This is a genomic window from Williamsia sp. SKLECPSW1 (assembly GCF_054332755.1).
In genome coordinates this window covers 1120987-1135853 of record NZ_JBTGLI010000001.1, presented here as the reverse complement: position 1 = coordinate 1135853, position 14867 = coordinate 1120987, and the positions used below count along the sequence as shown (strand labels likewise).

The following is a 14867-nucleotide window of genomic DNA, read 5'->3' as shown; positions in this document are numbered from 1 at the left end:
ATGCCGCCCACTCCGAGGTCCGAGGTCTCGCGGATCACCAGCCCCGCGACGCTGAAGGCGATCAGTCACCCGCTCCGGATCCGGCTCCTCCACGCTCTGCGCGCACACGGGCCCATGACGGTGTCCGGGCTGGGCGATCTGGTCGACGAGTCGCCGGGGTCGGTCAGCTATCACCTCGGGCAGCTCGCCAAGCACGGGTTCGTCGTCGAGGCCGAGAACCCGACCGGCGACAAGCGTCAACACTGGTGGCGGTCAGTCGATCACGGGTGGGAGTGGTTCCCCGAGGACTTCGCCGGGGACCCTGAAGCCGCACAGGTCGCCGTGTCGGCGAAGCGGGCGATGCTCGACCATCACTGGTCGCGTCTCGTCGAGTTCGAGTCGACAGCGACGACGTGGGGGGACGACTGGTCCGCGGCAGCGTTCTCCGCCGACTTCGCACTCCGTCTCACGCCTGCGGAGATGCGAGCACTGTTCGTCGAGATCGACAGCGTCGTCGCCAGATACCGCACGAAGCCCGACGGCACGGCTCCTCGAGACGATGACGATGACCGCAAGACGGCGATGGTCCTGCTCCACGGCTTCCCGGTGGTTCCCTAGACCCGGTACTTCCCCAGAAAGGATCATCGTGCACCCTGATCCGCACGCCTGGTTGACCATCCACAACTTCGAGCGCGATCGACATCTGGAACACGTCGGCCGGTTGCGAACTGCATTGGCTCGCACGGAGATCGACCGAGACCGTCGCCGCGTCCTACGGCTGTGTGACGAGTTGGTCGACGCCGTGCGCGCACTCGAGGCCACGACGCGTGGCGTAGCTCATCGCTGAGGCGCCGATCGTCTCGCGCAGCGTCGAGTTCACCTCTCGAATCGCTGTCGTCGGAGTCGGCTGCCCCATGCCGGTCGGCCCAATGGATTCTGCCTGTCAGGCTCGGACGTGGTGGTCTACGAGTCTGCCCAGTGGACGACTGAGGCCGTGTCGGCGCGCTCGGTGCGGTAGGAGTTCGCCGGGTGGTCGTGGTCGGCCCAGCCGAAGGAGATGCCCAGCAGGACCGCACGGTCGGCGGGGATTGCGAAGTGGTCACGGACGAACGGGGAGTAGGTGGCCAGGGCTGCTTGCGGGATTGCCGCGACCCCGAGACTCTGCGCGGACAGGAGGAAGGCCGCGACATAGAGACCGGTGTCGAGTGCGCCGTAGGTTCCCTGTTCGGCGTCGACGGTGACGATTGCGCAATGCGGGGCGCCGAAGAGCCGGAAGTTCTGTGCTGCCTGGCGGGCTGACGCGTCGCGGTCGCCTCGCTCGATGCCCAGCGCGGAGTACAGCTGCCACCCGGCCGCGCGTCGTCGCTCCAGATGCACCCCGGTGTAGGCACTGGGCATCGGGATGTCGGGGTGCATGTCGTTGCCGTGACGCGCAGCGTGGTCGGACAGCGCCGCACGGAATCGTTCGGTCCCGGCGCCCTCGGTGACGATCACCTCCCACGGTTGGGTGTTGCACCACGATGCCGACCGCTGTGCCGTGGTGAGGATTCGCTGGATCGTCTCGTGCGGGACCGGTTCGGGCCTGTACGCCCGGCAGCTGTACCGGGAGCCGAGGAGGTCCTCCAGCACCGCGGCTGAGTGGGTGTCGTCGTACGTCATCGGTGTCCCCTTGTCGTCATGTCGTCAGCCTGCTCTGGTCATGCCACCCGGAACTGGGGCACGACGACACCGTTCGCCCGGGCCTCGAGGACGAGCTCCACCCGCCGGTCGATGGTCACCTTCTCCGGGACCGGGTCGATGATGTTGCACATCATCTGCGGGCCGTCGTCGAGACGCACGGTCGCCAACACATACGGCAGTTGCGTTGCGTAGCCGTCCATCGGCTGCAGGTACACCCAGGAGTAGGACACGATGTGACCGCCGCGTGCGGCCGGCACCCACTCCACCTCGACACCGGGTACGGCTCGTGTGGGAGACAGGAACTCACCGGTCGTCACATCACGCGGCAGCACGAACTCACCGCGACGCAACGCCTCCCAGTAGGGGACAGCGAACGGGTCGACCCGGGGGGCGGGCCGTTGAGGCTGGTTGATCGTCATCAGGCGTCCTGTCGTCCCAGGATGAGGGTGCAGTGCTCGGCCATCATCCCGCCGTAGCTGTGGATCAGAACGGTGTCGGCGGCGACCTGCCGCTCACCACAGTCGCCCATCACCTGGGCGGCCCCCTCGACGATCATCGACATCCCCGACGCGTCGCCGGTGTGTCCGTAGCCGATGAGGCCCCCGTAGGTGTTCACCGGGAATTCGCCACCGGGGGAGGTCTTCTCCGAGGTGAACCACCGGCCGCCCTCACCTGGGTCGGTGAAGCCGAGGTGTTCGAGCTGCACGATGGGGGCGAAGGAGAAGGCGTCGTAGAGCTGCGCATGGTCGATGTCGCCGTGAGTGATGCCGGCCATCGCGAATGCCGCTCGGCCGGACTCGGCCACCCCGGTGATCGCCATGCCGGGACTCTGGCTGACGTAGCCGTGCCCGTGATGCTGTCCGAAACCCAACACGTAGGCCGGCTGATCGGTGATCTCGCGGGCGAGAGCGCCGGAGGTCACGAGAACGGCGCCCCCGCCGTCGCACGGGATGGAGCAGTCGAGATAGTGGAACGGACTGGCGATCATGCGTGAGGCCAGGACGTCCTCGACGGTGATCGGTCCCTTGGCGTGTGTGATCGCCGCCGGGTTGCGAAGAGCCCACTGTCGCGCGGAGACCGACACCGCGGCGAGATCGTCCGGTGTCGTTCCCGTCTCGTGCATGTACCGGGTTGCGTACTGGGCGTACAGCGCAGGGATGACGGCGCCGTAGAGGAATTCGAAGTCCTCGTGACAGGCGTTGCGCACCATCTGTGCCGCCACGTCGGGCGCCATCTTCTCGAACTTGCCTGCACCGACACAGATCACGGCCTCGGCCATACCTGCCGCGACGGCCAACGATGCTTGTTGGACCATGTATCCGTAGGAGGCCCCGCCCGCGTTGACCATCATCGCGTACCGCGCGGTGATCCCGAGCTCTTCGGACAGCTTCTCGTGGAAGAAGGTGTCCGGGTGCGGGCCTCCCATGTCACGCGGCGGGGTGAGCAGCCCGTCTATCCGGGAGGCTGACGCACCGACCTGCTCGAGAAGAGCGGATGTCGCTGCCCGGTAGAGCTGGTGCGTGCTGAGATCGGGCCGACGACCGGGCGGTAGCTCGACCGCTGCCGCGATCGCAGGCGCGTTCGGGAGCGGGGAACGGTCACGGGTCGCCATGTGCGTCTGCCTCGGTCTCAGTAGGACTTCGGGAGGTTCAGTGCGTTCTGCGCGATGTGGCTGAGCACGATGTTGTTGTTCACAGGTGCCACCTCGTTCAGCTTGGCCTGCAGGAAGAACGGGATGATGTCCTGACCCATGTCGGCGAAGCCGCCGCCGAACACCGCTGCCGCGGCGTTGGTCGCCTGGCTGTAGGCGATGCTCGAGAGGTACTTGGCCATGTTCGCGTCGAGTCCGGCCTCGCCGCCGTCGTCGAAGTGGGCGGTGGCCTTGTAGAGCAACGCCCGTGCGGCCTCGATGTTCACCTTCGCGATGGCCAAGGGGTGTTGCACCGACTGGTACGCCCCGATGGGGGTGTCGAACGGGGCGCGGGTGTTCGCGTACTCCACCGCCCGGTTGAGCACGTACTCGGCCTGTCCGACGTTCGCGGCGGTGACCATCATGCGTTCGGGGTTGAGGCAGTCGAACATCACCGCCAGGCCGCGACCGTCGGTTCCCAGCATGCTGTCGGCCGACAGGCGTACGTCGTCGAAGGAGACGACGTAGTTGCGTTCGGCGAGATGGATCCCGATGTCCATCTGTGTCGCCGAGACCCCCTGCGCGTGCGGGTCGATCAAGAACAGGGAGATGCCCTTGGTGCGGTTGTCGGGGTCATAGGGTTGCGTCCTCGCGACCACGAGGCAGTCGGTGGAGTCGGCGAATCCCGTGATGTAGTGCTTGGTCCCGTTGAGGAGATAGGTGCCGTCCTCCTGCTCGATGGCCGTGGTGCGGATCTTGAACGTGTTGGTGCCGGCGTCGGGTTCGGTGATGGCGAACGAGAAGAGCACTTCGCCGGTCGCCGTCCCCGGGAGCAGACTCTTCTTCTGTACGTCGGTGCCGTACTTGACGAGCGGGATCCGGCACATGAAGTTGGGGACGACGTTGCCCAGGAACAGGCCGTCCTGTCCGAGCCAGTCGATGGCACTGGCGAGGTCGGTCATGTCGCCCCCGATGCCGCCGAACTCCTCGGGTAGGGCGATGCCGAGCAGTCCGGTCTCGGCCCACAGGTCCATGAGCTTCGTCGCCGGCTCGCGTTTGCGTCCCTGCTCCGCCATGTACGCGCGGTCGACACGCTTGGCGATGTCGGTGCAGATCTGACGGATGGCCTCGAGATTCTCGCTCATGATGTCCTCACTGTGGTGGCGGCGTCGTGCTGTCGGGATCGCGCCGGGTCTGTGTGTCGGTGCAGGTCGTATCGCTGTGCGGTCAGCTCGGCGGTGACCACGAGCCCTCGCGCCGTGCGTAGTTCGACACGTGCGTCGAGTTCCACGCCAGAGGTGGGTCGCCGCACCGCGAGGATCTCTGCGGCGGCGCGGATCTCGTCGCCGGGATAGACCGACCCGACCATCGTGATCTTTCGCCGACGGATCCATGTCTGTGCGCCCAGATGATCGGTGACGGTGCGGTCGACGAGTCCCTGCAGGGCGATGGTGTTGAGATAGATGTTCTCCTGGCCCTGCGCTCGGGCGTAATCCACCGAGTGGTGGCCGGGGAAGAGGTCCCAGGTCGACACCGGCACGAGGATGACCGTCAGTTCCGAGACCGCCAGAGACAGCTGCGGCAGCGTCGCGTCGGCCTCGAGTGTGTCCCAACTGAGGGTTGCGTCCGGATGGTCGACGCCGGCCGTGCTCATCGGCCCGCCTCGCCGAACCGGAACATGACGTTGGTGATGTCAGCGATCGCAGATCCGTCGCCCGCGCAGTAGTGGAAGACCGTGGTGATGAAATGGCCCGTGCCCAGACGCGTCGTCCGCTCCGGCGAGATGTCGACCACCTCGTCGTGATAGCTGATGGTCTCGCCGGCGAAGAAGGGACGGTGGTGGACCGCGTCGGTGCTGACGTTGATGAGCGTCTTTCCCGGCAGCGGGACCGCGAACACCGCGAGGGCCTGTACGGCGCCGCCGTCCGGTCGCCACGGCAGCGGCTGCACGGTCCCCTGGATCAGCGCAGGCGGAGCCACCGGCCCGCCGAAGCTCGCCTGTGCGACGTCGGTGTCCCAGTACGCGGGGTTCGGGTCCCCGATCATCGCGCAGTACATCGCGATCGCGCCCCGCTCGACGGGCACCTCCCCGGTGTGGATCTCGCTCCGGCGACCGAGATGTGTCAACGCCTCCTGATAGGTGCCGATCGCAGGATGGGCGGAAGTGTGGACACCCCGGGTGCCGGTGTGTGCCGTCGTGGATGACGGAGGCTCGGCGGTGGTCATGACGACGAGTCTGCGTCGTCGCACACTAGATTGTCAAGAACTTGACTATCTAGCTTTTGACTATCACGCCACTGTGATCATGAGTGTCCTGCAGGTGGCGGTCACCCGACCGTCCGCCGTGGACACTGCGCCGTCGACCCACATCTTGCGACCGGAGCTGTCGCCGACACGCGCCGTCACCGTCAAGGGTTCGCCGTACGGGGTGGCGTCGCGAAGATCGACGGTGATCGACACCGACATCGCCGGGATGTCGAGGCTGTGGACGGCGAAGCCGCTCGCGTGGTCGAGAATTCCGGCGACGACACCGCCGTGGACCCGCCCCGGGGGTCCCTCGAAAACCGGGGAGAGCGTGAACTGCGCCGTGTACAGGCCACCTGAGTTGTCCACCACGTACAGGGGGGCGGCGGTCGGGTTCTCCGCCGAGTCGTAGGGGTTGGCACTCCTCGCCCCGGTCTGCGTGATCCACGCTCGGTGCTCGGCCGCCGACCGGCCGTCGCCCAGGACGTCGAGTGCCTGATCGATCAGTGCTGCGGCGCGGCGGAAGGTCGCGTCGTCGGCGTCGTTCGTGACGGCGGATTCATGGAGTGCGCGGAGGCGATCGGCGAGTTCGACGCGGGCCGTCATGGGTTCTCAGTCCTGCGGGCTGATCGAGTTCAGGATGCGGCCGAGCCCGCGGACGTCCTTCTCTGCCAATCGGCTCAGCCCGAACTGTCGACGGGACAGTTCCGTCATGATCTCGTCGGCGCAGCGCGAGCCCTCCGCGGTGATCGCCGCCAACACGGACCGGCGGTCGTGCGCGCCGACGACGCGTTCGGCGAATCCGAGGTCGGAGAGGCGGTCGACCGCATTCGTGATGATCGTGCCGTGGACCTCGAGCGCTGTGGCGATCCGCCCCAGGGGGATCTGGTCCGCCGGCGCGAGATGGAGCGTTGTCAGCACCGACCATTGCGGGCGCGTCAGGCCGTGGGGGCGGAGGACGTCGGTGATGGTCGCGACCACATGGCGTTCGGCGAGCATGAGGTGAAGCGCAGCGGCGTAGCGTGCTCCGGATCCGTAGCGTGCCTGCACCTCGTCGCGATAGGCGCTGAGCGGGCCGACACCGCTGTCGGCAGATCGATCGGGGGTGCTCATGGCAGGTGGGTCCTGTTCGGTGGAGGGGGCGCCGGTCGTTCGAGCGTGAGTGTATCCCTGCGACCCGCGGTTCACCGGCATGCCGATACTCGCAACATTGATACTCGCGTTATTGATTAATTCGTCGTACTGTGTCTCGTACCACAGGGCCTTGGTGCCCGGAGAGGGAGGCCGCAATGGCGCAAACGGCAGCCGAGCTGGGGTACCCGACGGATGCCCAGGTCGACGGAATCGACGGAATCAACTCCGTCCCTGCGGCTTTCCAGCGCACAGCACACAGGTTCGCCGACGCGATCGCATATCGCACGGTCGACGACCGGATCCGGTGGACGTGGGGCGAGGTGCGCGAACAGGTCCGCACCTGGGCCTCGGCTCTGCACCAGGCCGGGGTGCGTCGACACCACACGGTCGGGATGTTGATGACCAACAGGCCCGAACATCTCGTCACTGATCTCGCGGCGTCGCACCTCGGTGCCGTGTCGACGAGCATCTACAACACGATGCCCGCCGTCGAGATGGCTTACGTCGTCGCGGACGCGGGGATCGACGTCCTGGTCACCCAGAGATCTCTCGTGGGCACGGTTCGTGACGCGGTCATCCGACACGGTCTGTCCCTCGATCACGTCGTGGTGTTCGACTCGCCGGCCGAGGATCTGCCGGCGATACCCGGTGTGGCGGTGTCCACCCCAGAGGACTTCACCCGCGCCGGCCGCGACGACGGGTTCGACTTCGAGGCCTCGTGGGCAGCGATCGGCCGCGAGGACATCTGCCACATCATCTACACGTCGGGCACCACCGGGACGCCGAAGGGCGTCGAACTGTCACACCGCTCGGCCCTGGCCGGCGCCGAGGTCTACCACGTCGTCGCGCCGGTCGCTCCGGGTCGCAGGCTGCTCAGCGCGTTTCCCCTCGCACATGCCGCCGAGCGTGCGGTCACCTACTACCTGCCGGTCGTGCAGGGGCACTGCGTCACCTTCTGCGACGACGTCCGCCAGCTCTCACACCACTACCTCGAAGTCCGGCCCGCCTACGTGTTCCTGACCCCCCGAAGCCTGGAACGGTTCAAGGGCATGATCGAACGCACCGTCGCACTCGAGGAGGACCCCGCCCGGCGGCGGGCGATGCGTGAGGCCGTTGACCTCGGCATCGAGGTCTTCACCGCAGAGCAGACCGGCACACAGGTCTCTGCGGACGTCCGCGCCCGGTGGCGTGCGGGAGAGAGCATCCGCCGCGACCTGCTCGCCGCCGTCGGCCTCGACGGCGTCGAGTACGCCGGGGTCGGATCGGCGCCGGTCACCCTCGAACTCATGGCGTTCTTCCACGGACTCGGTCTGCGCGCCCGGGAGGGCTACGGGCTCAGTGAGAGCGGCGGTACCACGGCTCTGGGCCGACTCGACCAGCCCTATCGCGTCGGTTTCGCCGGCTGCGCCAGCCCCGGCATGGAGATATCCCTGGCACAGGACGGCGAGGTCCTCGTGCGCGGCACGGGACTCATGACGCGGTACCGCAACAAGCCGGCCGAGACCGCGGCCGCCATCGACGAGCACGGCTGGTTGCACTCCGGCGACATCGGCGTCATGAACGAACTCGGGCAGCTGCGGATGGTCGATCGCAAGAAAGAACTCATCATCAACTCCAACGGCAAGAACATGTCGCCGGTGAAGATCGAGTCGAAGGTGAAGAACACCGGACTGTTGATCGGTCAGGTGATCGCTGTCGGTGACGCGCGGCCCTACGTGACCGCACTCATCACCCTGGATCCCGAGGGTCTGGAGGTGTTCCAGAAGGACCACGACATACCGGCGGACACGCCTCTGGACCGGCTCGCGAACAACCCCGATCTGCGTGCGGCGCTGCAGGATCAGATCGATCGGGCGAACGCCGATCTCTCTGATGCCGAACGGATCCGGGCGTGGGCCCTGCTCACCGAGGAGTGGCCGGTCGGAGGCGACGAGCTGACACCGACGATGAAGCTGCGTCGACGCTCCATCACCACCAAGTACGCCGATCACATCGACGGGCTCTACCGGTGAGCGACGGCCCTCTGCAGGGGCTGCGCGTGGTCGAACTCGCCGGCATCGGCCCCGGACCGTTCGCCGCGATGCTGCTCGCCGATCTCGGTGCCGATGTGGTCGGCGTCCATCGGCCCGGAACACCGGATGCGCCGGCGGCACACGACCTGCTCGCGCGAGGGCGCCGCCGCCTCGTCGTCGATCTTCGCACCCCTGCCGGACGCGAATCGGTGCTGACCCTCGTCGAGGTGGCCGACGTCGTGATCGAGGGCAATCGACCCGGTGTGGCCGAGCGGCTCGGAGTCGGTCCGGACGACTGCCTGGCGCGCAACCCCGGGCTCGTCTACGGACGGATGACGGGATGGGGACAGCATGGTCCTCGTGCTCACGCCGCCGGACACGACATCACCTATCTCGCACTGTCCGGCGCGCTGCACGCCATCGGTGCCGAGAACGGCCCACCGGTACCGCCCGTCAACCTGCTCGGCGACTTCGGCGGTGGATCGCTGTACCTGATCACCGGCATCCTCGCCGCGCTGGTGGAAGTGCAGCGATCCGGCCACGGCCAGGTCGTCGACGCCGCCATCGTCGACGGCGCCGCATCACTGACAACGCTGCTGCACGGCATGAACGCCGCGGGTGAGTGGTCCACGCGCCGCGGGACGAACATGCTCGACGGCGGCCGACCTTGGTACGACGTGTACGAGACGCTCGACGGTGAGTGGATGGCGGTCGGTGCCCTCGAGCCACAGTTCTTCGCCGAGTTCTGCCGACTTCTCCCCCTCCACGTCGACGACGCCGACCGGTCCGACGCAACCACATGGCCCGCGATGCGTCAGGCCATCGCCGCGACCTTCCGAACGCGGACGCGCGACGAGTGGGAAGCCGTCTTCGGTGACACAGACGCCTGTGTGGCACCTGTTCTCTCCCTGACCGAAGCCGCCGAGCACCCGCACAACCGGGCACGTCGGACATTCGTCGACGTCGACGGAATCCGCTGTCCTGCAACGGCGCCGCGCTTCAGCCGGACACCCGGATCGTCGGCGGAGGGCAGTCGGCCCGCCACGGTCGGCGAGATCGTCACCACATGGTCCTGATCGACGAGGTGGGAGTCGTGATCCCGTCCGGCGCCGATGTCTCCGCGGTCGCAGCGACACTGGAGCGGCTCGGATTCGCCCACGCGGCCGTCGACGGCGACTCGCCCACAGCCACGATCCTCGCTCTCGGGGCGACGCGCTCACTGCTCGTCCACGGCACCGTTCCCGCGGCCCTCGCCTCGACCCTGCCGCTCAACGCCGCCCAGCGTGTGCGCGAGAGAATCGACGACGACGTCGTGGATGTCACCACGGCCGACCTCGAGAACCCGGCGACGCTCCGGGAGAAGCTCTCCACCGCAGTCAGGTTCGTCGGAGACCGCCGTTGTACGCCGACCGTCCGCCTCCCCGCCGACAATCACCGCCGGGCGCTTCTCGCCCTCGCGCTCGACGTCCTGACCGACCGCGGACGCAGCCCCGACACCTGTTCGCTGGCTGTCGGTCAGGTCGTCGACCTCGGCACGCGCACCGTCACCGCAGAGGGCATTCTCGCGTTCGCCGAGCAATGGGACCCTCTGGACCTGCACCTGGACAGCGAGTTGGCCGAACGCACCGCACTCGGCACGTTGTGCGCCAGCGGAATCCAGACCCAGGCGGTGATGCAGGAGATGACCGCACGAGGACTTCTCCGGCACCTGCCCATCGTCGCCGGTCGCGGAATCCTCGGAATGCGACTGCGACGCCCTGTGGTCCCGGGGATGACCCTGCACGGCACGGTCGAGGTGATCGCGATCGAACCCCATCACAGCGGACAGACCCTCATCACCATCACCTCCCGCCTGCACGACCGCGGTGAACCGGTCCTCGAGCAGACCGGTCAACTCGTCGCCGCCCCGATACGAGAGGCCGAGAACCTGTCCTGAGACGACAGGATGTACTCACGCGGTGGATGCGCCGACTGCCCACAGATCGACGAAACCCTGCAGTCGCAGCGCCGGCGTGGACGTATCGTCCACGCCGACCCGCTCGATGCAGAGTTTCGTCACGGGCTCCACTCGTGAGTCGCGCGTGCAGGCTCGGAACGGAGGGTGACGGACGAGCGATCGGTNGCCGGCGTGGACGTATCGTCCACGCCGACCCGCTCGATGCAGAGTTTCGTCACGGGCTCCACTCGTGAGTCGCGCGTGCAGGCTCGGAACGGAGGGTGACGGACGAGCGATCGGTCTCGCCACCCGAAGGCGGGTTCGCCCGCGAGATCCGGGTGGCGAATCCGGTACTCGGTGGCGAGATGGTGAGGGCGCGGGCGAAACGTTCGTACCGCGCCGCGTCGACCTCACATCTTCGGCGCGGCCTCCAGCCAGCGGGAGACGGGTCGGAGGAAGAGGAGGACTGTCGCGATGACGGCGAGCGCTGCGACGGCGAACGGCAGGACGTTCAGGGCGGGGCTGACGTCGTCGCGAGCGGGGGACAGGACCGTCCAGAAACCGATCGACCCGACTGCGGTGAGCACACCCATCGTGGTCAGCGTCGTCCGCGATCCGCGCAGCCGTTCGCGGATGCGCACCGACCCGTAGACGACGAGCAGCGCGATGATCACCACCAGGGCGCCGGAGGCGATCAGGGTGATGTCGACCGCGGCTCGGATGTCGCCGGGCGCGGTCGTCGGATGGTCGTCCGTCAGGGACTTTCGCAACGTCGATCGCACCGTGTCCTGCCGCAGCGCGACGAGTACAGCGGACACGATCAGCCCGATCAGGGCGACAGCCCACAGTGCGATCGCCACATCGACGGGACGCGGTCGCGTCGGATCGACCGGGTCCCGCATCGGGGTGACGGACACCGGCGGCCGGGACGGGCGTGCGGGCGGCGGATCGGCGCTCATAGGACCCCGAGCCTAGACGCGCGACCTCTGCTCGGGGCCCACACCGGCGAGCCGGATGCCCCCGTGACCACGGCGGGCCGATAGTCTCGGGGCCGATCGGATGTCCGTGAGGAGGTGAGGCGCGATGAGCCAGGTGCTGGGTGTGTCGGTGACGGACCTGCAGGTCGCCTCCGTGATCATGGAGGCCGAGACCGGCAACGTGCTGGCGCGCAACACCGCCGACCTCGCCGACGCCACCCCCGATTCCGTCCTCGACGCCATCACCCAGCTCGCCGAGACGGTGCCGTTCGAGGTCGAGTCGATCACCGTCGCCTGCGCCGAACGCAGCACCCAGGTCGCGCTGCACAACACCATCACGGCCGGGAAATCGGGTGACCCCGAGTGGTACCGCCGGACGATCGTCACCGACACACCGTTCGCGTTCGCGAACGTCGCAGCCGCGCAGTCCGATCAGCGCGGGCAGGTCGTCGTCATCGATCTCGCCGACGACGCCGTCCCCTTCAACGAACTCTCCATCGCCGCCGTCGACACCGAGACCGCGACGGTCGTCGGCGCGGTGCAGCTGCCCGGCGGTGGGCAGCGTGAGCCGGTCACCGACCCGTCGGGTGCCGCGACCGTCGCCGAGGCGTTCCGACTGCTCCCGGTCACCGAGACCGGGCGGACCGGGGTATTCGTCGTCGGCCCCGGTGCGTCGATACCGGGTGTGGCGTCCGCGCTGGAGTACGAGACCCAGCTGCCGGTGCAGATCGCCGAGGCGCCCACCTATGCCGCCGCGCACGGGGCCGCGCTGCACGGCCGGACGCGACTGCGCTCGGGGTCGGCGCGGACGCGGTGGATCATGCTTGCCGCCGCCGCGCTCGCCGCACTGATCCTCGCGGTGGTCGTCGTGGTCGTGGTCCTCGTCGCCGACGCGGAGGACTCGCCGAGCCCGGCGAGCAACACGGCGTCCTCCAGCGCCACCCCGTCGACCACCACCTCCAGCCCGCGCACCACATCGTCGACACCCCGCCCGACGACCACGACGACGCAGGAGCAGGCCCCGGAGACCACCCAGGCCCCGGCCCAAGCGCCTGCCCCGCCGCAGACGGTGACCGTCACCCCGCCGACCCGGACCGTGACGCCGACGACGACCACGCCGCCGACCAGCTCGGAGCAGCCGGCGAGCAGCGGACCCTCGGACTCGCAGGCGTCGGGTGCGTCGTCGCCGGCAGCCGCATCCGTGACCAAGCCCTCGACGGGCGGCTGACGCAGCTCAGACGGGGTCGTGGTCGATGAGTCGACCCGGCACGCCGGCGATGATCAACGCTCGGCGGGTCGTCTCGATCATCGACGCGGACCCGGCCAGCAGCACCTGCCGCCCCGACCAGTCACCCGCGCGCACCACGACGTCGGCCAGTCGCCCGACGCGGTGGTCCGCACCGAGTGCCCGGACATCCACCGCGTCGCCCAACCACCACGGGTCGCTCTCCGTCTCCGACACCATCGTCACCGACAGCCACGGGTTCACGGCGGCGAGCTGCAGCAACCGCCGGGCGTCATAGAGCTCGCCGGGGTAACGCGTCCCCCAGAACAGGTGGGTGCGGCCCACGTCGACCCGACGGGCCAGGTCGTGCAGGATCGCCCGCAGCGGCGCGAGGCCGGTGCCCCCGGCGACCATGAGGGTCTCCTGGGTGCGGTCGACCCCGAGCGTGCCGTGCGACTGCGCGAACATCCATGTGTCGCCGACAGCGGTCTCGGTCACGATCGACGTGCTGACGCTGCCGCCCGGAACGGATCGGACGTGGAACTCGAGCTCCCCGTACGGGTTCGGGGGGATGGCGGGTGACAGGTGCCGCCAGATCCGGGGCCACTGCGGGATGGAGACCTCGAGGTACTGCCCGACGTCGAAGGCGCGAGCGACGTGGTCGTGGTCGTCGGCGACGAGGCGGACGACGGCGAGATCCCGGGACAGCCGGTACTTCTCGAACACCCGCGCAGACCAGGTCGGCGGGCCCGGCGCCGTCATCGCCGCACCGCGCATGACGCCGGTGACGAGGTTGGTCGCCTGCACGGTGACCGCGGCCGCGTCCTCGTCGGGCTCGATGTCGGCGACGGAGAGGAGCTGTGCCGCCAGCGCGCGCCCGAACAGGTCGTAGTGGCTGTCGGACACGCCGAACTTGCGGTGGTCGCGGCCGAGTTGGGCGAGTGTCTCGACGAGTTGTGGGTGGGTGGTGGTGTCGGGCAAGGACTCCAGCACGTGGTCGAGGATCCCGAACAGTGCGGCCCGCTGGTGGGCCAGGCTCACCGGGAAGAGGTCACGCAGGTCCGGGTCGACGGTGAACAGCCTCGTGTAGAAGTCGTCGACGAAACGATCGGGGTCCGCGCGGATCGCCTCGCGCACGGTCGCCAGTCCGTGACGTGCGTGACTCCCCATTGTGCGACCGGACCTCCTTCGCGCCGAGTACCCCGGATCGTAGAGGCCCACCGTACCCAGTCGCACTCAGCAGTTTTCCCCTCACCGCGAGCGCGATCGTCGTCGTCGCATCTCCACGACGGCCGGCGGGGGAGTGCGGTCGGGAGACGGTGGTCAGGCGGGAGGTTCCAGGTACGCGACGATCGCGTTGGTCAGTCCGCGGCGGGCGAGGTCGAGATCGTTGTAGGTGCCGAGCTGCTTCTCCGACGAGATGCCACGCATGGCACCGGGGATGAACGCGGCCACCTCGGCGAGCCTGTCGGGGTCGACGTCGAGCCCCGCGAAGGCGCGGGTGCACGTCGCCAACCAGGCGTCGCTCCACGAGGCGAACTCTGCGGCGGTGCGGGGGAACAGTCGCTCGAACTCGTCGCGGTCGCGCGGCATCGCGGCCCGCAGGGTCTCGATCGCCCGCGAATCCGTCCCGGACAGACCCTCGTACATGTTGTCGACGATCGCGGCCACCCGCTCCCGCAGGCTCGCATCCCGCGGTGCCGATGCCGGCAGATCACCCCGGCGCTCCGCCGTGTGGCGCAGCACGGCGGCCCACAGTCCGTCGATGTCCCCGAACTGATACTTGATCGCACCCCACGTCGCGCCGACCTCACGGGCGATCCGGTTGCCCGAGACGGCGCCGGGATCGCCGGACGCCAGTGCGCGGAGGGCGGCGTCGAGCATCGACCCGCGTGTGGCCTGACCACGTCTGTTCGGGCGCCGCTCCGACACTCCGGTGTCCACCATCGCACCGACTCTACGGCGCCTCGGATCGATTGACAGAACCCTCTGTCTTTTTATGACAGAGGGTTCTATGGTTGCCGCACAGGCATCGCAGGAGAGGAGCACG

At 68.3% G+C, this 14867-nt stretch carries 16 protein-coding genes; 5 read left to right on the top strand and 11 right to left on the bottom strand.

Annotated features, from left to right (window positions below; translation table 11 throughout):
• The gene (locus ACXVUM_RS05145; RefSeq protein WP_458520766.1) at positions 1-597 is read left to right on the top strand and encodes an ArsR/SmtB family transcription factor; all 597 of its coding nucleotides are present in this window, start codon (positions 1-3) and stop codon (positions 595-597) included.
• 345 nt (positions 598-942) lie between these two features.
• On the opposite strand, the gene ACXVUM_RS05140 is transcribed toward ACXVUM_RS05145, so the two are convergent.
• The 8 genes from ACXVUM_RS05140 to ACXVUM_RS05105 all read right to left on the bottom strand — a co-directional run bounded on the left by ACXVUM_RS05140 (position 943) and on the right by ACXVUM_RS05105 (position 6646).
• Positions 943-1638, bottom strand: a complete 696-nt coding sequence (locus tag ACXVUM_RS05140) for a nitroreductase (protein ID WP_458520765.1) — start codon at positions 1636-1638, stop codon at positions 943-945.
• 38 nt (positions 1639-1676) lie between these two features.
• On the bottom strand, positions 1677-2078 hold the full coding sequence (locus tag ACXVUM_RS05135; protein ID WP_458520764.1) for a Zn-ribbon domain-containing OB-fold protein: 402 nt from the start codon (positions 2076-2078) through the stop codon (positions 1677-1679).
• Entirely contained in the window at positions 2078-3271 is a 1194-nt protein-coding gene (locus tag ACXVUM_RS05130; RefSeq protein WP_458520763.1) for a thiolase family protein, read from the bottom strand. The genes ACXVUM_RS05135 and ACXVUM_RS05130 overlap by 1 nt, the downstream gene beginning before the upstream one ends.
• Before the next feature lie 17 nt (positions 3272-3288).
• Positions 3289-4434 carry an acyl-CoA dehydrogenase family protein gene (locus tag ACXVUM_RS05125; RefSeq protein ID WP_458520762.1) on the bottom strand — a complete coding sequence of 382 codons (1146 nt, stop codon included), beginning with the start codon at positions 4432-4434 and terminating at the stop codon, positions 3289-3291.
• Positions 4431-4943, bottom strand: coding sequence for a hypothetical protein (locus ACXVUM_RS05120; protein ID WP_458520761.1), 513 nt, complete (start codon positions 4941-4943; stop codon positions 4431-4433). Before ACXVUM_RS05120 ends, ACXVUM_RS05125 begins: the two co-directional genes overlap by 4 nt.
• On the bottom strand, positions 4940-5515 hold the full coding sequence (locus ACXVUM_RS05115; protein ID WP_458520760.1) for a MaoC family dehydratase: 576 nt from the start codon (positions 5513-5515) through the stop codon (positions 4940-4942). Before ACXVUM_RS05115 ends, ACXVUM_RS05120 begins: the two co-directional genes overlap by 4 nt.
• 63 nt (positions 5516-5578) lie before the next feature.
• Positions 5579-6139 (bottom strand): PaaI family thioesterase, encoded by a 561-nt coding sequence (locus tag ACXVUM_RS05110; RefSeq protein ID WP_458520759.1) that lies wholly within the window; start codon positions 6137-6139, stop codon positions 5579-5581.
• Between the two features lie 6 nt (positions 6140-6145).
• Positions 6146-6646, bottom strand: coding sequence for a MarR family winged helix-turn-helix transcriptional regulator (locus ACXVUM_RS05105; RefSeq protein WP_458520758.1), 501 nt, complete (start codon positions 6644-6646; stop codon positions 6146-6148).
• Between the two features lie 176 nt (positions 6647-6822).
• On the opposite strand from ACXVUM_RS05105, the gene ACXVUM_RS05100 reads away from it, so the two are divergent.
• Genes ACXVUM_RS05100 through ACXVUM_RS05090 form a run of 3 tightly spaced genes read left to right on the top strand, consistent with a single transcriptional unit; the run spans position 6823 to position 10615 of the window.
• The gene (locus tag ACXVUM_RS05100) at positions 6823-8679 is read left to right on the top strand and encodes an AMP-dependent synthetase/ligase (RefSeq protein ID WP_458520757.1); all 1857 of its coding nucleotides are present in this window, start codon (positions 6823-6825) and stop codon (positions 8677-8679) included.
• Complete coding sequence (locus ACXVUM_RS05095) at positions 8676-9755, top strand: CaiB/BaiF CoA transferase family protein (protein WP_458520756.1); 1080 nt, start codon at positions 8676-8678, stop codon at positions 9753-9755. Before ACXVUM_RS05100 ends, ACXVUM_RS05095 begins: the two co-directional genes overlap by 4 nt.
• Positions 9746-10615, top strand: a complete 870-nt coding sequence (locus ACXVUM_RS05090) for a MaoC/PaaZ C-terminal domain-containing protein (RefSeq protein WP_458520755.1) — start codon at positions 9746-9748, stop codon at positions 10613-10615. Before ACXVUM_RS05095 ends, ACXVUM_RS05090 begins: the two co-directional genes overlap by 10 nt.
• 410 nt (positions 10616-11025) lie before the next feature.
• Here the strand turns inward: ACXVUM_RS05090 and ACXVUM_RS05085 are convergent, their stop codons facing one another.
• The gene (locus tag ACXVUM_RS05085; protein WP_458520754.1) at positions 11026-11574 is read right to left on the bottom strand and encodes a hypothetical protein; all 549 of its coding nucleotides are present in this window, start codon (positions 11572-11574) and stop codon (positions 11026-11028) included.
• Positions 11575-11698: 124 nt separating this feature from the next.
• Here ACXVUM_RS05085 and ACXVUM_RS05080 point away from each other — a divergent pair, with 124 nt between their 5' ends.
• Positions 11699-12820, top strand: a complete 1122-nt coding sequence (locus ACXVUM_RS05080) for a hypothetical protein (RefSeq protein WP_458520753.1) — start codon at positions 11699-11701, stop codon at positions 12818-12820.
• Positions 12821-12826: 6 nt separating this feature from the next.
• Here ACXVUM_RS05080 and ACXVUM_RS05075 read toward each other — a convergent pair whose 3' ends face one another.
• Together ACXVUM_RS05075 and ACXVUM_RS05070 are read right to left on the bottom strand one after the other, a co-directional pair.
• Positions 12827-13987, bottom strand: coding sequence for an FAD-binding oxidoreductase (locus tag ACXVUM_RS05075; RefSeq protein ID WP_458520752.1), 1161 nt, complete (start codon positions 13985-13987; stop codon positions 12827-12829).
• 153 nt (positions 13988-14140) lie between these two features.
• Positions 14141-14764 carry a TetR/AcrR family transcriptional regulator gene (locus tag ACXVUM_RS05070; protein ID WP_458520751.1) on the bottom strand — a complete coding sequence of 208 codons (624 nt, stop codon included), beginning with the start codon at positions 14762-14764 and terminating at the stop codon, positions 14141-14143.
• Between the last annotated feature and the right edge of the window lie 103 nt (positions 14765-14867).